Here is a 22836-nt window from a genome sequence, read left to right on the forward strand (position 1 = left end):
TTAGGCTCCTCCGGCTGCAGCAGCGGCCAGGCGGGTGACCGGCCACTTGGGGAAGTTTTCATTCCATTTGTCCAGGTTGACGACATGACAGCTTGTAGCCAGGGCCTGGACCCAGCGGCGTGATGCTCTGCCCACCGGCAGCTCCTGTTTCAGGGATTTCTGCATCCGGCTGTTCAAGGCGTTGTCAAAGGTGATCAGGCAGACGTAGTGAACCGGCTTATCCACCTTCTGCTCGGCATGCCGGTAGAGGTAGGAATCCCGGAACTTGTATTTCAGGTAGTTCTTCAACCACTTGAAGCTGGCTTGCCGCGAGTTTGTCTCGTCTTCGGTGGACGCGCCAAGGACGTCATAAATCGACGGGTCGTCGTAGTCCTTCAGCTCCACGTAAACATAGGCCTCAGCGAACTCGGCGACGATGTCGACGCCTTTCATGGGCGCACCGTGGAATGTGGGTTTGGTGCTGTCCGTCTCGTCGAAGACGAATGCGTCCAGAGCATCCTCAAAACGGAATTCGAAACCGTCAGCCTCAACGATCTTCATTTACCGAGGCCCCCCATGTCGTTTTCGATCTCCTGGTTGATGAGAAAGCCAAAGGCCTCGTCAATCGGGTTCGGCGTGATTTTCAGGTAGTCCTCGGTGGAGGCGACTTTGATCTCGGAGGTGTCCGCATCACGGTACAGGCTGTGGAAACGCACGTGGTCATCCTTGCCCTTGTCCATGAGCAGATCGAACCACTTGAGCAGCACATAATCGTGGGTCGCCAGAATGATCTGCTGGCCGTTGCGTGACAGCTCCAGCAGGATCTGCACGAGCAGCTTCATCAGCTTAGGGTTCAGATTGGATTCAGGCTCGTCCCAGAACAGCGGGCCACTGACACCGGGCTGGATCGCGCCGGTCTCCAGCAGGCGGGAGAGTATCCCCGCCTTGCGGAAGCCTTCGGCCATGGAGTTGGCGGAGTATTCGGCATTCTCGGTTTTGAAGGTGACCTTGCCGCCACCATAGAAAACGAAACGGCCGCCGCAGATGCCTTCGATCTCGGCCATGGCCCATTTGGATTTTTCGTGCAGGGTCTCCGGACGGACTTCCGGGAGATCCAGCAGCAGACAGATATCCTGATAGGTCTGGTCAAAGGAGAGCCCGTATTTCTCGTACAGGCTGTTGAACCCCTTCATGAACGAGAGGACTTCCTTGGTCGGGATGAATACCGCCTCGGCCTGGTACTTCTCGTAGTTGGCGCGATCCTGAACGGCCAGCGCCTTGGAGTTGTTGAAGAAGGTCGCGGCGATCTTCTGCCCCCCAGCGAACTTCGCCGACAGATAGGCCTGGTCGGTCGCGCCCTGGCGATGCATCTTGCCGAGCTTGTCGTCCAGCGGCATGAAGAGGCGCAGCAGCTTGGCGGTCAAAGCGGCTTCGAGCTCATCGTCGCCGGTATCGGGCTTGTTCTTAAACAGGGGCGCACCGGCGCACAGCCCATAGGCCGCCTTGAGCAGATGGGTTTTGCCGGTACCATTCTCGCCAATGATCACGTTGATTTTTGGCGAGAGCTCCAGTGTCAGGCCGGTGAATACCGTGAGGTTTCTCAGTTCAAGACGCTCGATCATATTTGAATCCTTTTTCCTTTGCGGATTTCATCCAGCAGCGCCTCGCGCATGGATTCCAGGTAGCGTTCCACGTCGGTCTCGTCGGCCAGCCAGGCCTTGTCGAAAGAGACCTTCACCGAGCGGCTGGGCACGTACTCGATTCGCGGTTCCGGCTTGACGGGTGGCGTGGGGCTCAATCCTGCATCCGGCGTGGCGGTTTTACCGGGTTCCGGCGCAGGCTCTGGTGCCGGTGCCGGTTGCGCCCAGGAGGTCATCTGCGAAAGCAGCCGCTGGTAGTCGCTTTCCTCAAACCGGCGCAGGGTATCGCGGATGACGGCAATCAGTTTTTGGCGCTCTATACCTGAGTCGAATTCGTTGAACGGACGGGTGATCTGCTCCTGCTGCTCGCCGTTCAGTGCGCCGAACTCAGCCATGCCGCAGAGGCGGGCTTTGAGGGCGGCGACCGCTTCCTTGGCCTTGGCAATCTCGGCTTCGATCTGGGCAGCGACCTTCCCCTGCAAGGTTTCGACTTGCGTCTTCACCTGCTGCATGCAGTTGCCCTTGAAGCATTCCGGATCGGTCAAACAAGCGACCACCTGTGCGGCTTCGTCGCCTTCGAGGTAGGCGAAGTTGGGCTCCTGGGTTTGAACGAACTTGCGGGCGTTATCGAAAATGTCTTTCTGCGGGCCGTTCATGAACTTGCGGACAGGATCGATGACGCTTTCCTTCATAGTCAGCAGCGCGTCTTCCTGGCGGGTGAGTTCGGTCAGGTACCAGGTGTAGGGCTTACCGCTCAGCGCCTTGAGCTTCTCAATCACCGGAGTCAGCGTATTCAGGAATGGATACTGGGATGCTTGGGCAGCAAGCGGGCTGAGCTGATGCATGAGATCCTGGAGCGCGGTGCCGGTCTCCTTGCCGAGCGCCTTCGCTTCACTGGCGCGGGGCGGGGCATCGAAGAAGTCCTCAAAGAATTCCTTGAGGGCGCGGACCTGCGATGCGGTAAATTCGACCTGGGGCTCCAGCACCACATTGCCGTGGCCATGGGTGTTGCGCAGCACCCGTTCCAACTCGTCCTCTTCCAGCAGATTGCCGTCGGCGCGAACCTCGACCTTGCCGCGAGCGCACAGGTTGGCCAGAGTGCAAAGCACGGCGGCGTAGTACCAGCCGTAGGGTTTGCGCTCGAATTTCTCCAGCAGGTTTTTCAGCGTGCTACGCACGCCCCCCCGGTTATTACTCTGAATGAACGCCAACAGCTCTTGCTCGGACTCGGCCAGGTGGGTGACGTCGTTACCGAATAGCCCATGCTGCGAGTGCTTGAGGCATTTGGCGATGTCGTTCTCGGTATAGGTGATGCCACGCAACATGCGAAGGTTCGGATAGGCGCGGGAGATGAGCTCATGAAATCCGCGCAACACCCGAGTCTGCGCATCCTCGGAACCGATTTCGATGTCGGCACCTGCCACGAACAACTTGGCCTTGCCCATCAGGCTGTGAACGCGCTGCAGCAACTCGGCATAGCGTTGCCGGTTCTGGAAGCCCTTGTCGGTCAGGATGCGTTTCACCGCCTCCTGCTGGGTGATCGAGATATTCTGACGGATGTATTTCTCCGTCCGCTTGTACATGAGGATGTCGCGGACGAGGCGTTCGTCCGCAGGCAGCAGGACCAGCAGTTCGTCTCGGCCCGTGTTCTGCAACTGCAGGATGGACTCGCTTTCGGCATTTTCATGGAACGGGCTGATGACATGGATGGCCAGCTCGTACTCGCGCCCGTGCAGTCGATCATCAAGTTTTCTGGAGAACGGGTAGTCCTGACCATTTTCGTCGTAGCGGATCTTCCGATGCTTGATGACGTGGTCGAAAACGATCTTCTCAAGCTCGGCGGCAACGTCTGACGACTCCACCTCGGTGTTCTTGATTTCCTGTTCGACGTCTTTTTCCTCGTCGGTCAGGTACTCGTAGAGATCGCCATTGCGCTGCACGTAGGTCTGCTGTTCCAAGAGGCTGAGAGCTTCCTCGACTCGCTTCCTCAGCGCGGGCAGATCCTGATTGAAACCGTCGAGCATCAGGACGCAAAGGTTGCGAACGGTTGGCTTGAACTCCTTGACGTACTTGACCAGGAAAAGTGTTTTCAACAGCCGAATCGCAAAGGGACCATCCAGATGGTTTTCTGCCTGGATGATGGCCCGCTGGATATTGGATTTCAGCGCGCTGCGGATGCCTTCGAACATCAGGTCGAAGGTCGCCAACTGACCGATTTCATGCCCCCCGATCTGAATCGCAACCTGCTGGAACACCCCAAGCATGGAACGTTCGCCCACCGAGCTGTGCTTGCCCTCAAAGGCGTTGTGCTGTGACAGATTCTGAATAGCCGACTGGAACAGCGCGAACTGGTACGGAATGAACGGATAGCTGTGAATGAAGTGGTCCCGATCCTGATAGTTCCGGTAGGTTTGCGAGCCGTCGGCAAAGTCGAACAGAGTCTTAAAATTGTTGGACTGCGCGTAATAAATATCCGAAAGCAGACGAACGCCTTCTTCGGTTTTCATCAGCAGACGCTTCTGGATGACCTCCGCCACGTCGGCGCTGGTCAGCTTCATGCGGTTGGCGAACCGCGCTTGGATCTTCGAGAAGTCGTTGCCTTGCTGTTTGCCCATCTCGCCGACAACCGTTCCCATGTCCTCCTGGGCGGTCACGATGACCCATGCGCGGCCTCGGCATTTGGTGGCCATGCTCTCGGCGATGGTCTGGAGGTTGGTCATCAGCTTGATGTTTTCAGCGATGTACTGACCGACCTCATCAACAAAGAAGTTCAGACGGAAATCAGGTGATTGCCGCTCGATATACGCATGTACCTGCTCGGCAAAATCTTCGATGGAGACACGGTACTGGCTGCGATATTTATCGAGTATCCCCATGGCCGATGCTTCGTCACCACCGGTTGCATGGGCATAGGCTTTAGCAATGCTTTTCCCTTCCAGCAGAGCTTGCTCGCGGCCCTTTTGCCATGTTCTCCCCGCAGTGGATTCATAGGCCGACTTGAACTTGTCATAGAGGCCACGGCTGTCGAGATCGCGCTCGAATTGGGCGATGTGCCCCTGCTTGCCGTAGTAACCGCACATCTCGTCAAAGACCTTGACGAAGACAGCGAGGAGCGCATCGATCTGGGTCTTGCTGATGACATCCGCTTTCTGGTCGATGTTGAACAGAATACTTTTCGACGGGATGGCAACGGCTCGCTTGAGATCACCGCGAAGGATTTCGTTGTCGCCACACTTGGGCAGGAACAGGTCAAGAGCCGAGGCCCCGTCGATCTGCCGGTTTTCGAGCAAGAGCGCCAGCATCTTTAACAGGTGGGATTTACCTGATCCGAAGAAGCCGGAAACCCAAACGCCGTTGGCACCTTCATAGTTGTTGTAGGCATCAAGAAAGGATTCAAGCCGTTTCTCGACTTCGTTGGTCAGTACGTATTCTTCAATTTCGAGGCGAAGGCTGGCTTCATCGTCAGCTTTGATGACCCCTTCAATCGGGCGGTCAACTGGCTTGTTAAAAATGGTCTTAAGAGTCATCACGCTTCCCTCGTTTATACTTCGCAGTGAAAGATGTTGAACGCCCGGTAGTACTTGTCGTCATGCAGCCTTCCGAAGAGATCGAGCGATGCTCCAGACTCCAGGGAGTGGGTGTAGGCTCCTGGGAAAAACATGACGGTCGGCTTTTCTTTCGCCGTGCTCTGCAAATTGTTCAAGACGTTGTGCGAACGGATATAGGGGAACACTTCGCCAACGCCGGACAGAAAAAGAACCTCGAAATCGATGCTTGCCAGTTTGGCCGCAATCGCCGGAACAAGATGCGCTTCGGGGTCCAGCACGCCTTGCAACAGTTCTTTGAGCTGCTCTTTGGAGACTGAATCCTCCATCTCGACAATCTGGTCCCAGATGTCACGCTCTTTGAGTATTTCTATCGAAATGTCATACAGATTGATTTCCAGAATCCGAATACCGGCCTGCTCAAGGCGATTAACCAGCTGACGCTGTAGCCGCTCCATTTCGACGGACTCTTCCGGCTTGTAAGGGCAGATAAAGAACGGGACCTCGTTGCCGAGACCTTGCTTGTTGAGAAAACGCTGGCCTGAGATCACAGCAAAGAGATGCTGAAATCTGTCCTGCATCGGCATTCTGGCTATATCTGCTGTCACTACGCCATCCCCTCCACGTAGGGTTCAAAGATAGGGAAGTATAAGAGCTCACTGCGGCTACCTTGATGAATTGCTTCTAATAGTCGCGGGCTGAGCATAGCTGCTTGTATCAAGTTGTTGGGCGAAAGGAGGTCGGCCTCACGAAGTATCTTGAATAGGACTTGTCGCAGTTTGCATCGCGTTGCGGGTGTGATCTCGTCCAATTCCAAGTGCCATTCGGATTTCCGGTTGAAGAAGGAATCAAAATCTTCGTTGGTCAGATCAGTTTTCAGTGTGATGTAACGCTCTCTAAGCACTTCGACGGCAAAATCAGCAATAAATCTGTACCGACGACAAACTGCGAGCCAAAGGAGATACGCCTGCTCTTGGTGGCTTCCACCAACAAGGAATGCAAGTTCGTCTGGGCTAAACGTCCTCAATCGAGAGAGTACCTCGCTGAAGACTCGTTTGAGCGTATTCAATGTTCTGGTTTGTAGTAAATTTTCTGCGATGACCTTGCCTCGAACAGAATTCCAATCTCCAAGGTCAAGATATAGCGTGGCCAGTTTCACCGATTCATGAAGAAAGAGGCCGCCTGTTGTAAAAGACATAATGTATCTAAATCTAACCATGCCAATAAAGTCCGTTTGATGGTGGTCGGGCCTGATATCGTCGACAATCTTTTTTTCGCATCTAAACGCCTTTTACTCCACACTATCGATATAATTCTTTGGCTTTCCCAAGCTCCTGAACAATCTGCTGTCTCAGGTGTTGAGGGGAGATCAGCTCAGCATGGGTGCCAAAGCTGAGCACCCATGACGTCAACTCGGCTTCACTTCGGGCTGCAAGCTCAAGGATGACACCGCCGTCTTCTTGCGCAGTCAGTGACTGCTCCGTGCTCCATCTTCTCTCCCGTATATATGGTGCTGGAGTAGCCCCCAATTAGGCCGGACCTCTCTGCCAACCGAAGAGGTAGTGCTAGAGGTATGTCCAGACAGAGTGCTAAAGAGATTTCCACGGTCGAGGTCGTGACCATGGTTCAACGTCGTCGTTGGACCATTGCCGAGAAGCTACGGGTAGTTGAAGAGTCGTCTTTACCCGGAATGAGCGTCTCCTTCGTGGCTCGCAAATACGGCATCGCTCCGAATCTTGTCTTTCGATGGAGAAAGCTCATGAGCGATGGCGGAAAAGTGGCTATTCAGGCCGACGACCGAGTGGTGAGCGTGGCAGAGGCGAAGGCTTTGAAGAAGCGCATTCGGGATTTGGAACGGCTTCTCGGCCGAAAGACGATGGAAGTCGAAATCCTGAAGGAAGCTATCGACATTGCACGCGAAAAAAAACTGATCTCGCGTTCGCCGTTGCCATTCGAGGACGGTTCCCTATGAAGCGTGTAGCGGACTCCCTGCAAGTCTCCCGTTCGCGTTTGGCAGAGCGGCTTGACGGTCCACATCGTACCAGAAAGCCTCGTTACGTGAAGGCGCAGGATGAGGAATTGCTTCGTCTCATCCGTGCCATTCTTGATGAGCGGCAAACCTACGGCTATCGGCGGATACAGGCGTGCCTCAATGCCCATTTGAGAGCTACAGGGCAATCTGAAGTCAATCACAAGCGCGTTTACCGCATCATGCGGATGAATGGCCTGTTGCTCACCCGTCATAACGGCAAACGTCCAGACAAGGCGCACGAAGGCAAGATTGTTACTCTGCACCGCAATACACGATGGTGTTCTGATGGGTTTGAGATCCCATGCGATAACCGGGAGGTCGTGCGTGTCGCGTTCGTCCTCGATTCGTGCGACCGGGAAGTCATCAGCTACGTTGCGACGACCAGGGGCATCTCAGGCTCTATGGTCCGCGATCTGATGCTGGAAAGCGTGGAGCGCCGATTCGGCAATGCGCACACGTCCCATACAGTGGAATGGCTTTCAGACAATGGATCTTGTTATACTGCGAAGGAAACAGTGGAGTTTGCCTCGTGGCTAGGCCTGCGAAGCTGCTTTACCCCGGTGCGCAGTCCAGAGAGCAATGGCATGGCAGAGGCATTCGTGAAGACATTCAAGCGTGATTACGTTGACTGCAACATCTGTCCCGACGCACCGAGCGTTCTGAAGCGCCTTTCCGAGTGGTTCGAAGACTACAACGAAAATGCTCCACACAAGGGATTACGGATGCGCTCGCCAAGACAATTCATCCGACTGTCAGCAACCGCAGGGTGTCCGGTTTAGCGGGGGCAACTCCAGGTGCAACAGACCGATCGAAGCGAATGCGGGCCTTAAATGGCTCCTGCGGCATTAGTCCAAACAGCCCCTCTGCCTCGCTCGGAGGCAAAGGGAGATTGAATGTTCTGCGCGTAGGAATGACAGATTTGAATCTATGGAGTGCCAGCAGCATTGGATGTACTGGTTCAGGTGTTCCTTTAGGAGTAACTTTCCATGCAGATACATACAGCGCCTCGCGATACGCGATGATGCGCATGGGGGCGATTTCATGGAGCTTGGGCTGGTCCAGGTTTGCTGCAAGATATTCTATTTCACATACATGTTTTTCACGAATCGACTGCAGTAGCGCGTCAAGAAAACCATGGAACGGTGTATAATCGATCTGGCCACGGACTGAAACCTGGATGTACGAGTCCATAGCTTGGCATCGCTGCTCTGGTTCCGGGAGGAGAACAGTTGTCTGGCGGATAGTTCGCGCCACAGATGCTCGGAGATCATCAGGAAGCAAATGCATAACGAGGTCACGGCAAAGAACAAGCTGGCTAATTTCGGCTGGGGTCAGAGAAACGTGTGGCTGCTTTTTTGGGGCGCAGATGCGATAAAAGCAGGTACGTGAGCGCGTTTCACGTTCAATCTTGGCTTCGTGGCTTAGTTCGATCTCTTCAAGGAGCCTAGAGATCGTTTGTTTGGAGCATTTGAATATCTGGGCAAGGTCCGGAAGGGAATACCATTCCCCAGAGAAAAGTAGGAGGCTGAACAAGCCGAGAAGCTTGCGCGAAGGGGAGGCCTCTTGGTTGATCTTGCGGGGCATACATGATTCTCCTAGGCGAAAAATCTCATGAGATAATGCCAGATTATGGAATCAATGAGAAGTAATTTTGCGTTTACTGTCTTGGGCGTATCTACCGGATGTGCAACGGGGTGAGGCGGTCAGAGGGAAGTAATGAAAAAGGATTTGTAATTCACGATAGGGTCGATCTGCGTTGAGTAGCCCCTATTTGGCCAGTAGCACATTTTTGGGCACAGCTAACCGCATACTGTGCAGCGACGGCCGCAGGACTTTCAATCCTCTTTGTCATTCCTGTCGCTGCAGCAAGACGGCACGAAGAGTATTGAGCAATGACCACAAGGGACACAGCGCTATAATCAACTGCGAGTCTGTATCCAGCAATAACTATTCGTAATTCATTATTTTTTAGATATATATTACACTTTTGAATCCCCAGCCTTTTACTTAAAAACAGCCCTAATACCCTGTGTATCAGGGCTTTTCTCTTTCCAAGGAGACGCCATGGACAGTCTTCAGTACACCTCCCCAGAGGTCATCGACCTCGCCAAGGCCCTCATTGCCGTTCAGCACACCCTGCAACCGGCCATCAAGGACCGTGAGAATCCGTTCGCCAAATCCCGTTACGCCACACTCAACTCCGTCATGGATTCCTGCCGCGACGCGCTGCTGACCAATGGCATCTGGGTGACCCAGTATCCGGTCCCGGCAGAGGTTGGGCACCTCGGCCTCGTCACCAAACTCACGCACGCGGAATCCGGCCAGTGGCAGTCGTCGCTGCTGGTCATGCCCCTGCCCAGATCCGACCCGCAGGGGTATGGCAGCGCCATGACCTATGCCCGTCGCTACGCGCTTTCGGCCATGCTTGGCATGGTGACGGAGGATGATGACGACGGCGAAGCTGCTTCCAGCGATACGTCTGCCAGACCACGCGCAGCACGTCAGCCCCGGCAAAAGGCGGAAGGGAGCGCCGCAACTGCCCATGTACAGCCAGTTCCCCACACTGAGTCACGCCCCATGCCGCCAGACAAGGCCCTACACCCGGCCTTGGCATCGCTGCCAAAGCTGGATGGGGTAACCTACACGACGGCCACCACGCAGGATGGCCGTCTTTGCGTTATGGCGTCCGGCAACACGTCTGCCAGAAAGCAACTTCTTGGGGCAGCTGGCTTTCGCTGGAACCCGGAGCGAAAGGTCTGGTGGCGTTATGCCGACTGAACACGGTACCAACAGACATGAAGCGGGGAGGGCCATACGGCTCTCCCCGCTTCATTCGTATGGAGCAATGCATGCATACCAAGAGCACGCAACCTCATGATGGGGAACTAACTCCAGCCTCCCCACTCACCCACAACAACCCGCCCTCTGAGGCCCCTCTCGACGTGCTGCATACAGCACTTTACGCGCATAGCCTTCAGGCGACACAAAGCCAGCTGGGCAATCGGAGTGCCTACATCGGCATGTCGGATGTAGGGCATGCGGTCGAGTGTTTGCGATCAGCTGTCGCACGCAAGCTGAGCACTTCCGGCCCCACGACTACGCCTGCGCTCAAACGTCTGCTGACCCTGCAACGTGGCCACTGGCAGGAGCAGGGCATCATGGAGGCACTTTCCGCCACTGGGCATACCTTCATTCCGCAACTGGAGATTGCAGCTGCCTTCCATGGCGTCCCGATCAGAGCGCATCTCGACCTCACGCTTATACGATCGAACCCACACCCCTGCATTCAGGTCTGGGAGCTCAAGAGCAACCAGCGCCTGCCTGAAACCCTCTATACAGCCAACGAGGTACAGCTATACGGCCAGATAGGCTTGTTGCATGCCTGTTGGAATCGACCGTGCTTCAGCGTTCGGGACGCATCCGGCCATCTCGTCCTCAATCGCAAGACCTTTCCGGAAGCTGCATACCAGCTGTTTCAGATTGATCTGCCAGACTCGCCCGAGCAAACTGCCGTCGAAGGCTACGTGCTTTCCGTTGCCATGTCGGATGCCAAGGCCTTCGGGCCTTATCCACCTGATCGGAACATGCTTGGAGTCTGCCTGCGCACAGCCGCTACCCTTTGGCAAACCATGCAGACCGTGGCCACGGGCAGTTTGTCACTTGATGACGTGCCGACATGCCAAGGCTTTCACCCTCTATGCGACTGGTGCGATGCCAACGGCGATTGCCCCAAGTTCAAGCCCGTCTGCCAAGACGGCGAACCTATCACCCTAGACGATGAATACGCCGAGTATCTTGCCCAACTGACACAGCTGAAGGAACGGAAGCGATCTCTGGAAGGGGACATCGCAGAGATGGAGGACACCCTGCGCAGCGCATGGCACTGCCTGACAAGCGCTGCGTCCTCTCAATCACCGGGCTGGATAGTAGCGGGCAACTACCGGTTCAAGACAGCAGCCGTACCGGGCAGAAGTACGCTGGACCAGACGATGCTCAAAGAGGAGGTCACAAAGCTCACACATGACGAGCAGGCGACTGAGGCACTCCTCTCGCATTGCCGCAAGACAGGCGCCCAGCATGAACGGCTGACCATCAGCCCCATCAACACCAAAGGAGCATGACCATGGGATACGTAAGCGATGTGGCGCTGTGCCTCTCAGGAGCAGCGGCCACCAGACTGAATGAAGCTCTCGTAGCGGCCAGACAGACCATGCCAACCACAAGCTATGAGGATATTGAACGCTTTCTGAAGTCGGCTCTGCAAGGCACGGACACGGATAGCGGCTGTGTCCTCTACTTCTGGGAAACCATCAAGTGGTACGATGAGTTCACCGAGGTGGGTTTTCTCAACAGGTTCGTCACCTCTTTAGACGGAGAGGAGTACCTGTTTCTCCGCATCGGAGAAGATCACGACGACAACGTCAGCACGGGCTGGATGTACGACAACCCGTTCGACGTGCGCATCGTGCGGGAAATCCAGTTTGCTTAGGAGGATCGTTGCATACGGTGGTGCAAGACGCGAAGGATGTGAACCTCATCACGCACCACCCGGTAGGCGACGATATACGGAAGAGCAACCATCACAAGTTCCCGCGTACCGGGCACTCGCCCAGCTCGACCTCGTTCAGATGAATGGGAAAGAGTGTTGCACGCCTGCAAGATACGGCTAGCAACCTCATGAGCAGTCGCCGCATCGTCCTTGGCAATGTGCTCCATAATGGCATCCATATCCCTAAGTGCCAGACGGAGCCAGCGCACTCTCCTATTCGACATTTACGCCCCACTTCGCAAAAGAACTGGCGACTTCCTCATCGGAAGCAAAGTCTCCGGCATCAGCCTGGCGCAATCCTTCAGCAATTGCCGCGACCTGCCAGCTCTCCTCTTCAACATACCGCCTGACAGCATCGGCAATAAGCCAAGACCGAGTACGGTCGGTGGCCTTAGCCAACGCCTCCAGTTGAAGCTGAGTTTCAGGATCCAGCCGTGTTGTTACAGCGCTCATAAGCACCTCCGCATGTGTACTCTGTATACATTGCAAACATAGAGGTCAAGTTTCCAACCTATCGCACAAGGAGCCACCATGTCCGAAGTACACACGACCATCATTGACCTCGACGCCGGAGCCGTTTTCAGCGGCACCCCATCAGGGCGTATCATCAAGGGCTTCGACAAGCCCTGTGCCCACACCCCTAACATCGACCCGGACTATGTATTCCATGAGTGCAGCCGGGACATCGTCGTATGGCTCATGGACAGCTCAGACCCGCTGTATGTGTTTGGTCCCACGGGAAGTGGCAAGACCAGCGCCATCAAGCAACTGGCAGCCCGCCTCAACTACCCGGTGTTCGATGTGACCGGGCATGGCAGGCTGGAGTTCCCCGACCTCGTGGGGCACCTGTCGGTCCGGGACGGAAGCATGGAGTTCCAGTACGGCCCTCTGGCTCTGGCTATGCGGCATGGCGGGATTCTGCTCCTCAACGAGATAGACCTGCTGGAACCGGCTACCGCCACGGGTTTCAACGGTATCCTCGACGGAGAACCCCTCTGCATTCCCGAGAATGGTGGAGAGATCATCACCCCCCACCCCATGTTCAGGTTCGCAGCCACTGCCAACACCAATGGCGGCTCCGACGACACGGGACTCTATCAGGGCACCTTACGCCAGAATCTTGCGTTCCTTGATCGATTCTGGCTGTGCGAAATGCCGTACCCAGCCCCGGAAGCCGAGAAGGCGTTGCTGGAACGAAGGGCACCGATGCTGCCGGATGACATCAGGACGAGGATGGTGGACTACGCCAATGAGGTCAGGCGTCTTTTCATGGGGGAAAGCGGAACAACCTATGGTCACAGCATCGAGGTCACCTTCTCGACCAGAACGCTGTTACGCTGGGCTGATCTTACCGTTCGCTTTCAACCTCTCGCTCGCCAAGGCATCCAGCCGCTTACCTATGCCCTTGATCGAGCTTTGGGCTTCAAGGCCAGCAAGGACACCCGGACCACCCTGCACGAGTTGGCGCAGCGTCTCTTTCCGCAGCATGCCGCAACGGGGGAGTAGACGGGAGCGGCCCTACCGCACCACTGGATGCGACCGCTCCCCTTGCGGATTTCTTGGATAACCTGCTGGCAACAGCACGCAAAGACCCAAGCCTTCTTCTTCGACACCCCATCTACGTCCATCTCGACAAGCCGACATCCCATGGGTGGAAGTTCTGGAGCGCTGCCACGACTCAGGACGGCATCACCCTTCGCTGGGCTCGCTATGGTCAAAAGGCACAGGAGCACGTCCTCACAACCGGACGCTGCCGCTGCGCAAGCCCTTTTGAGGAGCTTCGCTATCGGGTTCTGGACAAGCTCCGCAAAGGCTACCAGCCCGACATGAGCAAGTCCAAGCTCCCCTCTGTCTAATTCTATCCGCACAACTCTGAAATCTGGAACGATCGTGTGCCAAAAAGGATCCACGCGAGGAGTTACTCATGACACCACAGACCTTCCCCTTCTCCCACTCCATCGAACTCGTCAGGCCAACACCCCGTGGCAACGACTACCTCTACTGGCGGGCTGAAGCCTGCAAGGACGCTCTCAGAATCTGCACATGGTGCGCTGATGCCTCTGGAGTCCCCGTCGAAGGGCGGGTCATCCAGACCATCGCCTGCGCTCAGTGCCGCTCCGAAGACCCCGTGCTGGAGATGTGGTTCCGGGCGTCCCACAAGATCGACCGCATGGCATTCCACATCACACAAGGCTGTTAGGAGGCAGACATGGACCCTCTGAAGGAGTTACGCATCTACAGCTGTGAGCACGAAATCCACCTAGTCCACCGGGACAGGTTCGACGTGCTCGCCGCCCACTGGAGAGCGCGAGCTGAAACACACCAGTTGGTCATCATGGAATGGAAAGGCTTTCCCGATGACCCCACACCGAGGGGTGAAATACGCACGCAGCACATTGAAGCTCGAGAATGCACCGACTGCGACCCCGTGCAGGAACTCTGGCGACAGGCTGGAGACAGGATACAGCGACACTACCGTTTCAAGGACGGAGAGTAACGAGCCCCTCAAATGAGGGGCTTCTTCATTTGCATGGAGGACATCATGACCACAGACATCACTGTTCTGGAAAGTCTCATGGCCATTCACCTCGACGTGAACATCTGGACGGCCAGAAAGAAACTGAGCCCTGCCGACTTCGGCGGGGCCGAGCTTCCCCCCGAGGATCTGGCATCTCTGGGAAGCAAGAGGGTTTGTGATCCTGAAGACCTGAAGGTCTTTGGCACATTGAAGGCCCGTGCTGTGAGCCTTCTCGACCGTCATGGCATACGTTTTCTGGGCGGATGGGCCATCCCCCACGACCGGGCGGAAGAGATCGGTGCAGAGCTCGCAACGATACGTGACGCGTTCATGGAGGCCAAAGAGACCTTTCTTGCCCGGTATGACGAAGCCGTGCAGGAGTGGATCACCCGCCATACGGGATGGGAGCAGATCATTGCCAGTTCCACCGTTGGCGCGGATTACGTTCGAAGCCGTATGGGCTTCCGCTGGCAGGTGTACCGCATCATGCCGCCTGCACTACCACAGAGCGTAGAAGAGGGGCTGTGCGAAGAGGTTGTCGGTCTGGGGTCACGCCTTTTCGGGGAGGTGGCCAAGGCCGCCACAGAAGCGTGGCACAAATGCTATGCAGGCAAGACAGAGATCACCCGCAAAGCGCTCTCGCCTCTGCGCACCATACACCAGAAGCTATCGGGGTTGACCTTCGTCGAGCCGCGTGTGGCTCCCATCGCCGACCTGTTGCAGGTAGCGTTTGAAAGCCTGCCCAAGCGGGGCAAGATCGAAGGAGCTTCCCTGCTCATGCTACAGGGAATCGTGGCTCTCTTGCGGGATACCGGTGCGCTTGTGGAGCACGGCCAGAAGATCCTTGAAGGAGCATCTCCCCAAGGGCTTCTGGCCATCCTTGGTGGCCCTGCCGCTGCATCTGACAGTGTGGCTGATGACCTCGCTGTCGAGATTGATGATGTGGTTGATGACCTCGCCCCGGCACCTGTATTCCCTGGCACCCCGCAGCCTACGCTACCAAGCTACGGGCTCTGGTGATTCGCTGGACAGCATGCTGGAAGGCGTTTACCTAGCAACAAGATACGCGAGGATAGCTTACATGACTCACGATGCATTCCAGACAGTCGATGCGCTGAAGGCCAAGCTAGATTCGCATCGTCCTTTGCCTGCAGAGGCCGTCCGCCAACTCCGGGCGGACATGGTCTTGCGGTACACCTTTCATTCCAACGCCATTGAGGGGAACACGCTTTCGCTCATGGAGACCAAGGTTGTACTGGAAGATGGCATGACCATAGGTGGCAAGTCTGTTCGTGAGCATCTTGAAGCCATCAACCATGCCGAGGCCATCAGCTTCCTTGAAACCCTCGTTGATGCGGGAGCACCGCTTGACGAGCGCAGCCTCAAGGAGCTGCACCAGTTGGTGTTTCGCGGCATATCCGACAGTGCAGGGCGTTATCGTACAGGGAACGTTATCATTTCCGGTGCCGGGCATACACCGCCAGATCATCTGCATGTGCAGCACCGGATGGACGCCTTCTTTGATTGGTATGGTCAGGAAGAGATGCAACTCCATCCCGTGGAGCGAGCAGCCCGAATGCATGCCGATCTGGTGGTCATCCATCCGTTTACGGACGGTAACGGGCGTACATCGCGCCTTGCCATGAATCTGGAACTGATGCGAGCAGGCTTCCCCACTGTCGTCATTCCCGTCGAGCAGCGAGCTGCCTACTACGAGAACCTTGATGCCGTAGGGACCCGGCAGGATTACGAGCCATTCATCCGGCAGGTTGTCGCCCTTGTCGAGCACAGCTTTGCCCCCTACTGGCCGCTACTTGGCCTAGCCTGAGAACCACAGCCATACGCCAGCAAAGCCCCGGAGCATCCGCTTCGGGGCTTTTGCATGTTGGAGGAACTATGCACGATTCACGAGCTGTCATGCGCTCGCTGCCCCTGGTCGCAAGTATCCTGGGGCGCAGATATGGCATTCAGGTGCAAATCGGCGGAACCGAAGCCTACACCGACGGCAAGACCATTCATCTTCCGTCGCTTCCCGTTGAAGACAACAATCTGCTTCCCCTCGTTCGTGGCTATCTCGACCACGAAGCGGGGCATGTCCGGGAAACGGACTTCGACGTGTTGCGGGAAGCCACGCTTACCCCGCTTGAAATGCACATATGGAACATCATTGAAGACTGGCGCATCGAAAACAAGCTGGCGTCGATCTTTCCCGGGTGTCGTCAGAACTTCGACTGGCTCATCACCCATCTCTTCGGCTCAGCTACCCCCGACGTATCCGCGACTGGGGATGCGTCCTGCATTCTCAACTGGATGCTCCTGACGGTGCGATGCTGGGATGTCCCCGCGCTCAGCACCGAGCGCGATACCATCGCATCCATGGTGGATGCGGGATTCCCCGGCGTCCGACAGCGGATTGCCCCACTGCTGAACAAGGTACGGACGGATTGCGACGCAACAGCTGATGCCATTCGCCATGCACGGATAATCGTTCAAGCGCTTCGAAAGCAGGTGGCTCACTCAAGCCCTTCGGCGAATACCCAGCGCAAAACGACGAAAAAGACCATTGTGCGAGAGCCATCTGATGGCCCAGCAGCGGTGGAAGAGGGCTCTGGGCACTACACCCCGGAGCGCATCCGGGCCATGGAAAGCCTGCTGGAGGCCAACGAAGACACACTCCCCAAAACAATGGGCGCAGTCTTGGCTGAGGCCCTGCAACAAGCACACGGCACATCATGGTCCACAGCTGTTGCCGTAGAGCAGCCACGGCTGGCCTACCCGCTGGATGCGGATGCCATAGCGCAGGCTCGCGCCGCCTCCATGGCCCTTAAAACACGGCTGCATGGGCTGGTACAAAGTGCCGTCGTAACGCGGTGCGCCACGGGTAGGCGTGGAAGGCTGGACCCCAGCCGTCTTCACCGGCTTTCCGTGTCAGATGGGCGTTTGTTCCGCCAACGTGGAGAACGCCACGGCATCAACACGGCGGCACACATCCTGTTGGACAGCTCCGGCTCCATGTCCGGTTGCATGACGCTGGCATCGACTGCGTGTCATGCCACGGCCAGTGCTCTGGCAGCCTGCGGCGTCAACGTGGGGCTGACGGCCTTTCCGGGGCACTATCTCACGGCTCAGGCCAACTGGGCGAGTGTGTCTCCACTCATACGCCATGGGCAACGAGTGCATCCCAAGGTCAACGTGACCTCTGGCGGAGGAACTCCCCTTGCGGAGTCACTCTGGTGGACCATGCAGACCATGTTGCCCCTTCCAGAGTCCCGTAAGCTCATCCTGATCATCACCGATGGCGACCCCGACTCGGGAGTGCAAGCGGAAGAAGCACTCGTCGGTGCAGCACGTGCCGGATTCGAAGTCTACGGAATCGGCATCATCAGCACCGCCATTCTCTCCCTCCTGCCAGGCAATAGCTTGGTCATTTCCAGCATGGGGGAACTGGCTCCTGCCATGTTTACGCTTCTGCAAAAGGCAATGCTGCGCTGCGCCTGACGCCCCTTGAATGGCTCAAGCCTTACACCCTGAACCCGGAGGAGCCATGTTTTGGAGCAAGCCTTGCTCTTACTGGCGTTGCCACTTCTGTTTCCTGATGCCCCCTGAGTGCTTTCTGCTCAGGGCTTGCCCCCGTCAAACCCGCTTGATGAAGGAGGATCTATGAGTTGGGGACCTTTTATCGCGATCGCCATCGCCGTACTGAATGTCGTCAAGGAGAGCATCGATGACTGACCTCGAATCCAAGGACAAGGGGCTGAGCAAGGTGTGGGTGTTTCTTGGTGGCTGCCTGACAGGTGTCGCAGGTGTATTCGTGGCAGCTATGCTTTCGGAGGAAAGCGATACGGAGATGCCTCGCTCTGAAGATGAACTGTTGGCATTGCCAGAAGGACACCCCTTCGAGGAGTAGTCTATGGTGAGGGGGGGAGCATGCCCCTCCTCACGCTTACAATCTCTGTGTCAAAGCGACACGATGCGCCAAAAAGAAGCTAGCACAAGATACTGATATACATATTTTTTTACTTTTTGGACTCATTTTTTTCACCGTAATGCGACGCATACCCACCGAATCACCGGTGCATTTCGCGGCACAACCCCGGCGCATCGCGGTAAAAGCACCGCGCATGGCCGGGCATTTCAGAAAAAGGAAGGGTGCCCCGTATGCTGAGGCACCCGTTCAAGACGGAATCGCTTGCAAGCAGATCTACGCACAACGGTAGTAGGTGGACTTGCCGCGGCCTTCCCTTATGATGATCTCTCGGTCCGAAAGATTTCGGAGTATGCCACCAAGCTTGTCCGCCTTGAGGCCGGTCCGTGTTTCCAATTCAGACCTGGATCTCTTCTTCTCTTTCAGCGCACTGAACACCTTTTCCTCGTCTGGCGACAGGGAGTCCATGTCGACATCCCGGGTGGGAACAACGGGGGGCTCCACGGCCCTCGGCTCGCTGCTCAACCCTTCAGACATAGGCGATTGCCCGACATCTGCGAGAGAGCCCTCGATATGGCGCCACCCACTACCTACCGGAAGGTGGTAGGTACAGGATTTCCTTTCAAGTTGGGGCGCGGCCTTGCACTTGGCAACGGTCATTCGCACGACCGGACCGTCGGCTTGACAAATCTTCTCCAACTGAGGGCTCTTGTCCTCTAGGCTTGCCAACTGCTCGCGCCCATCCAGGCGGATGACGTTCTGGGACAAACTAGCAAGATCACTAGACCCTTTGAAGCTTGTTCCATCCTTGCCGGAGTGATGCACAATGATGACCGCGATCCCGGCTTGTTCTACTTGTCGAACGAAGTTGAACAGCCCATCGGCGTTACTCTTGGCCGCGCTAGGAGCTAGCGACAACAAGTTGTCGATGACAAGCACATCCGCCTTCGCTTGGCGGAGTAGCTCGATGACCTCTCGCGAGCATCCCCCATCCAGAATGTTCAAGCCGGATTGGGGCACGATACTCAAATTCTGATTCACGAGTACTTGGGCATCCGGGTTGTCTTGAAGGAGTTGGTCACAGCGCGCCTTGAAGTCTTCCTTGCCAACCTCGCCATCAAGGTAGCAGACGCGGCGAGGGGCCATCGCAGGCAGTCCGAATGCGTTAAAACCACCAGCCATAGCCAGGGCCAGTTGGATAGCGACCCAGCTTTTGCCTGCATTGGAGCACCCCCAAATCAGTGTCGTGTACCGAGACGTGATCACACCATCCCAGCTCAGCTCAAGCTGAGAGCCATGTTCTCGTCCCCGGATGTCATCCAGACGAATAAGCTCTAACGTGCTCTCGTTTGTGCGTATTTCCTCCGCAGGCTCAGGCACAAGCTCCATGGATCTCATCCATGCCCGATACTCCCCCACCGGGATAGCTTTGCGCAACACATCGCGAGCAAGCTTTGAGGGCAATTCAACACGATCAAGGTACACCGCCCTCCCCCACAGCTCCTTTTGCCACGGTCCATGGGGGCAAGAGGCATCAAGGACCGGCATACTAGGGGCAATAACAGGCCATGGGTAGATACTCACTCTTGCCGCGCCTTCCTTTGCGCAACGCTTCGCCCATTCTTCGGCTCCCTTCAACTTCTCGCGAGTGGAGCCGGGGACGATCACGACAGGATGCCCCGCAAGATCTTTATAGTGCAGGGCGTCAAAAGCCTCCGCCCCTCCAAAGCATCCGGAGACAATGACCCCCACGCGTTCAAAGACTTTGGCTTCCCGTGCCATTTTGCGAAAATGCATGGCTACACGCATATCAAGGCAGAGCAGCACGGGAGCCTCCCGATCGTCTGCCATCCTCGTACGAGAATACAGCCAAGCAGAGGCTGGAGTCGCACCGATACGGAGCACAGGACGCCCTTCGAAATCCGTTCGGCCAGCGACCAGAAAGAACTCCTTGCTCCCGTGCCGATAGCAACACACAGCCTGCTCAATGGCTCCCGCGAAGTCATGGATGTAGTCCTCGTCGGCAAGCGTGTAGGGAGAGTCTTTTACGAAGAGCTGCTTCGGAATCTTCTTCGCAACGCTACTGATGCGCGGCGACAGGGGAGGCCGTGCATTGGCCCCAACCGGAAACGTTCGAAAGCAGTACTCCGGTTTCAAGCCGAGCAGCTCTCCCACGACTAGAGTCGCCTGAAGAGGACTTCGATTCAGGCTTGAAGACGCCAGGGAGATTAAGGACTCTTCCCTCTTGTCAGTCTTGGAGACCCGGCTGCTAGCGACGTCAATGCCCAAATCCATCAATACCTGCTGGCGCCCTCCGGCATCGAGCATTGAGCATTCCCACTCGACCAGCGAGCGAAATACGTCTGTATAGAAAGTCGCCATGAATGCGGACGGAAGATTTGACTTGTCAATCTTGTCCACTATCTGCTCCACCTGCGTGGATCTTCTCGGGGCTCCTTGAGATAGCTCCGCAGGATACAGGCTACATGCACGAAGAGACGCTCCTGCGGGTCGACCTCTCTCCCATGAGGCGCTCCGTTTCATCCTAACCTGCGCATCTGGCTGGGGGAACGAAGTGGTTCTTGTAGGAGTGATGTCAATGACAGCAGGCTCACCAAGCAAAGATTCCTTCCTGAGCGTGCAGGAACTGGTTACCGGTTGCCCGGTTGTGCTAGCACGTTCTATCATGTCTTCAATGCGCGGCTCTTCCATACAAACTCCTTTGCATAGGCTGGAGTGGTGTCCCCAAGCCTATGACATCTATCGCTTTGGGATAATTGTGACGTCCAAACGTGTCAGCGAAATATGGACCTCTTCGACCTTCGCAAGAGACTCTGGCGATGTCTCGACGACTTCCTTGATGCGCGCTGCAAGGGCATTGAGATCGTCCGGCGGGAATATGGGATCGCAAACATCTTTCTTCTGATGCACAACTACCTCTCATGCGTTAGAGATTGCTCAATAATAGCCCTGAGTAGCTAATGAGCCTCAAAACTATCAGCGAGATAAGCCAGTACTTCAGCACTTCGAGTCTTTGGTACTTGGCCATTGCTTTTGGGATCCTTGCGTTCAGGCAACTGCACCCGACTAGCAAACCATTCAATGAACGAGTCCCGCTCGTAGAAAACTCTCTGTCCGACGCGCCAACGTTTGCTCGGCCCTTTTCCGGCACTGTCAAGATTCGCCAAGGTCTTGGGATGAAGAATACCACCTGTAAGACGCCCGACAGCCGATCTGGGGAAGAGTGCGGGGAAATTCATACTGTTCAGCAAATCAATCATAATTTACTCCCGGTGGGTAATTATCGATATAGATGCAAACTACCCCAAGCAAACCAACCTATCCCGATGTTTCTTCTTGAACAGCAGGCAATAACAATGCGAAATAAATAAGATTGCATACGCACAGCAATTCTTTCTTGGCATTCCCTTGACCTTTCCCCCTCTAGGTATCCCAGCTATTAATTCGGGACGCAGGGCATGGAGCCCATCGTCATGAGAAAGAGCAGGTTCACCTAGGAGCAGATCATTGGGATTCTCAAGCAGGCCGAAGTCGGGATGACGGTAGCGTCTCTGTGCCGACAGCATGGGATGTCCACGCAACGTTTTACAAGTGGCGTAGCAAGTACGGCGGAATGGACGTGTCCGAGGCGCGTCGCTTGAGGGGGCTTGAAGAGGAGAACCAGCGGCTGAAACGGCTAGTGGCCGAACAGGCTCTGGACATTCAGGTGCTTAAGGAAGTCCCAGAAAAAACGGGTAAAGCCCGCCGAACGCCGCTTGGCCGTGCGTTATGCCATCGATGTGCATGGTTGTTCCGAGCGGCGGGCCTGTCAGCTAATGACGGACCTTCAGACGGCCACCAGCCTAGATCGCGACGGCGAATTGCGCATCCGTCTGCGTGGTCTGGCCGAGGAACGTCGGCGCTTCGGCAGCCCACGGTTGCAGATCCTATTGTGCCGTGAAGGCATCGTCGTGAACCACAAGCGCGTCGAGCGAGTGTATCGGGAGGAAGGGCTGTCGCTCAGACTCAAGCACCGCCGCAAGCGGGCAAGCCATCTGCGAGAGGTGCCGCATGGCTCCACGGAGCCGAATCAGCATTGGGTCATGGACTTCGTGAGCGACTGCCTGATAAACGGCCGCAGGCTTCGCATGCTGACCGTGGTGGACCTCTATGATCGTTGCTGTCCGGTGATCGAGGTGGATCATTCGCTGACTGCGAGCGTGTCGCGCGGTCGTGGAGCGGCTGAACGCTCTGGGACAGTGTCCGGTAGTCATCCGAACCGACAACGGTCCGGAGTTCACAGGTAAGGCCTTGGACCTGTGGGCGCATGGACAGGGAGTAAGGCTGGAGTTCATCCGTCCGGGCAAGCCGACAGAAAACGGCCACATCGAAAGCTTCAATGGCCGGTTTCGGGAAGAGAGCCTGACTGCCCAGGCTTTCTTCTCACTCGCCGAGGCAAGACGGGTTGTCGAGGCGTGGAGGCAGGATTACAACACGTGCGCCTGCACACTCCCCTCGCCGGTATGAGCCCAGAGGAATACCAAAGAGCCGTGAAGGGTGGAAACACTGAAGTCGCGACTACGAACTTATCCCTGGCATACTTGGCGGGGTAAGGTCACTACTCCAAAAGCCTTCCCGAAGGGCAGCC

The 22836-nt window shown here is 56.3% G+C and carries 22 protein-coding genes and 1 pseudogene; 12 read left to right on the forward strand and 11 right to left on the reverse strand.

All coding sequences use genetic code 11. From position 1 onward, the window contains the following. The 6 genes from DVU_RS09555 to DVU_RS09580 form a co-directional block, all read right to left on the reverse strand. Entirely contained in the window at positions 1-540 is a 540-nt protein-coding gene (locus DVU_RS09555) for a hypothetical protein (RefSeq protein ID WP_010939305.1), read from the reverse strand. Next, positions 537-1601, reverse strand: coding sequence for an AAA family ATPase (locus DVU_RS09560; RefSeq protein WP_010939306.1), 1065 nt, complete (start codon positions 1599-1601; stop codon positions 537-539). The genes DVU_RS09555 and DVU_RS09560 overlap by 4 nt, the downstream gene beginning before the upstream one ends. Then, positions 1598-5146 carry a BREX system P-loop protein BrxC gene (gene brxC / locus DVU_RS09565; protein ID WP_014524353.1) on the reverse strand — a complete coding sequence of 1183 codons (3549 nt, stop codon included), beginning with the start codon at positions 5144-5146 and terminating at the stop codon, positions 1598-1600. The genes DVU_RS09560 and brxC overlap by 4 nt, the downstream gene beginning before the upstream one ends. 14 nt (positions 5147-5160) lie before the next feature. After that, entirely contained in the window at positions 5161-5745 is a 585-nt protein-coding gene (locus tag DVU_RS09570; protein ID WP_226987309.1) for a DUF1788 domain-containing protein, read from the reverse strand. Between the two features lie 26 nt (positions 5746-5771). After that, positions 5772-6383, reverse strand: coding sequence for a DUF1819 family protein (locus DVU_RS09575; protein WP_014524351.1), 612 nt, complete (start codon positions 6381-6383; stop codon positions 5772-5774). A gap of 82 nt (positions 6384-6465) precedes the next feature. Beyond that, positions 6466-6693 carry a WYL domain-containing protein gene (locus DVU_RS09580; protein WP_010939310.1) on the reverse strand — a complete coding sequence of 76 codons (228 nt, stop codon included), beginning with the start codon at positions 6691-6693 and terminating at the stop codon, positions 6466-6468. A 44-nt stretch (positions 6694-6737) separates the two neighbouring features. On the opposite strand from DVU_RS09580, the gene DVU_RS09585 reads away from it, so the two are divergent. Next, a protein-coding gene (locus tag DVU_RS09585; protein ID WP_150103616.1) for an IS3-like element ISDvu2 family transposase occupies positions 6738-7975 on the forward strand; the annotation gives its coding sequence in 2 pieces (ribosomal slippage) (positions 6738-7083 and positions 7083-7975; 1239 coding nt in all). Here the strand turns inward: DVU_RS09585 and DVU_RS09590 are convergent. Then, positions 7938-8780, reverse strand: a complete 843-nt coding sequence (locus DVU_RS09590) for a helix-turn-helix transcriptional regulator (RefSeq protein ID WP_014524448.1) — start codon at positions 8778-8780, stop codon at positions 7938-7940. The genes DVU_RS09585 and DVU_RS09590 overlap by 38 nt on opposite strands. A 480-nt stretch (positions 8781-9260) precedes the next feature. On the opposite strand from DVU_RS09590, the gene DVU_RS09595 reads away from it, so the two are divergent. The 3 genes from DVU_RS09595 to DVU_RS09605 all read left to right on the forward strand — a co-directional run bounded on the left by DVU_RS09595 (position 9261) and on the right by DVU_RS09605 (position 11685). Next, positions 9261-9974 (forward strand): ERF family protein, encoded by a 714-nt coding sequence (locus DVU_RS09595; RefSeq protein WP_010939312.1) that lies wholly within the window; start codon positions 9261-9263, stop codon positions 9972-9974. Between the two features lie 71 nt (positions 9975-10045). Next, positions 10046-11317: a hypothetical protein gene (locus DVU_RS09600; protein ID WP_010939313.1), complete on the forward strand. Its 1272-nt coding sequence runs from the start codon at positions 10046-10048 to the stop codon at positions 11315-11317. A gap of 2 nt (positions 11318-11319) precedes the next feature. Next, a complete protein-coding gene (locus DVU_RS09605) occupies positions 11320-11685 on the forward strand; it encodes a hypothetical protein (RefSeq protein ID WP_010939314.1) in 366 nt (121 codons plus the stop codon). On the opposite strand, the gene DVU_RS09610 is transcribed toward DVU_RS09605, so the two are convergent. Both DVU_RS09610 and DVU_RS09615 read right to left on the reverse strand, forming a co-directional pair. Next, positions 11682-11969: a type II toxin-antitoxin system RelE/ParE family toxin gene (locus DVU_RS09610; protein ID WP_010939315.1), complete on the reverse strand. Its 288-nt coding sequence runs from the start codon at positions 11967-11969 to the stop codon at positions 11682-11684. The two genes, DVU_RS09605 and DVU_RS09610, sit on opposite strands and share 4 nt — an antisense overlap. Beyond that, positions 11959-12198: a CopG family ribbon-helix-helix protein gene (locus tag DVU_RS09615; protein WP_010939316.1), complete on the reverse strand. Its 240-nt coding sequence runs from the start codon at positions 12196-12198 to the stop codon at positions 11959-11961. Before DVU_RS09615 ends, DVU_RS09610 begins: the two co-directional genes overlap by 11 nt. 78 nt (positions 12199-12276) lie before the next feature. Between DVU_RS09615 and DVU_RS09620 the strand changes: the two genes are divergently transcribed. The 7 genes from DVU_RS09620 (at position 12277) to DVU_RS09650 (ending at position 18170) form a co-directional block, all read left to right on the forward strand. After that, a complete protein-coding gene (locus DVU_RS09620) occupies positions 12277-13251 on the forward strand; it encodes an AAA family ATPase (protein ID WP_010939317.1) in 975 nt (324 codons plus the stop codon). 418 nt (positions 13252-13669) lie between these two features. After that, complete coding sequence (locus DVU_RS09625; protein WP_010939319.1) at positions 13670-13945, forward strand: hypothetical protein; 276 nt, start codon at positions 13670-13672, stop codon at positions 13943-13945. A gap of 9 nt (positions 13946-13954) precedes the next feature. Beyond that, the gene (locus DVU_RS09630) at positions 13955-14242 is read left to right on the forward strand and encodes a hypothetical protein (RefSeq protein WP_010939320.1); all 288 of its coding nucleotides are present in this window, start codon (positions 13955-13957) and stop codon (positions 14240-14242) included. A gap of 45 nt (positions 14243-14287) precedes the next feature. Then, entirely contained in the window at positions 14288-15283 is a 996-nt protein-coding gene (locus tag DVU_RS09635) for a DUF3150 domain-containing protein (protein WP_010939321.1), read from the forward strand. Between the two features lie 61 nt (positions 15284-15344). After that, positions 15345-16091 carry a Fic family protein gene (locus tag DVU_RS09640; protein ID WP_014524449.1) on the forward strand — a complete coding sequence of 249 codons (747 nt, stop codon included), beginning with the start codon at positions 15345-15347 and terminating at the stop codon, positions 16089-16091. A gap of 89 nt (positions 16092-16180) precedes the next feature. Continuing rightward, entirely contained in the window at positions 16181-17761 is a 1581-nt protein-coding gene (locus DVU_RS09645) for a cobaltochelatase CobT-related protein (RefSeq protein WP_223295089.1), read from the forward strand. A 226-nt stretch (positions 17762-17987) separates the two neighbouring features. Continuing rightward, positions 17988-18170, forward strand: a complete 183-nt coding sequence (locus DVU_RS09650; RefSeq protein ID WP_010939325.1) for a hypothetical protein — start codon at positions 17988-17990, stop codon at positions 18168-18170. 294 nt (positions 18171-18464) lie between these two features. Here DVU_RS09650 and DVU_RS09655 read toward each other — a convergent pair whose 3' ends face one another. Together DVU_RS09655 and DVU_RS09660 are read right to left on the reverse strand one after the other, a co-directional pair. After that, complete coding sequence (locus DVU_RS09655) at positions 18465-20609, reverse strand: AAA family ATPase (protein WP_223295090.1); 2145 nt, start codon at positions 20607-20609, stop codon at positions 18465-18467. Between the two features lie 557 nt (positions 20610-21166). Beyond that, on the reverse strand, positions 21167-21469 hold the full coding sequence (locus tag DVU_RS09660; RefSeq protein WP_014524452.1) for a hypothetical protein: 303 nt from the start codon (positions 21467-21469) through the stop codon (positions 21167-21169). A 243-nt stretch (positions 21470-21712) separates the two neighbouring features. On the opposite strand from DVU_RS09660, the pseudogene DVU_RS09665 reads away from it, so the two are divergent. Continuing rightward, positions 21713-22801 (forward strand): annotated as a pseudogene (locus tag DVU_RS09665) (IS3 family transposase). Positions 22802-22836 lie beyond the last annotated feature (35 nt).

This window comes from Nitratidesulfovibrio vulgaris str. Hildenborough, assembly GCF_000195755.1.
Lineage (GTDB): Bacteria > Desulfobacterota > Desulfovibrionia > Desulfovibrionales > Desulfovibrionaceae > Nitratidesulfovibrio > Nitratidesulfovibrio vulgaris.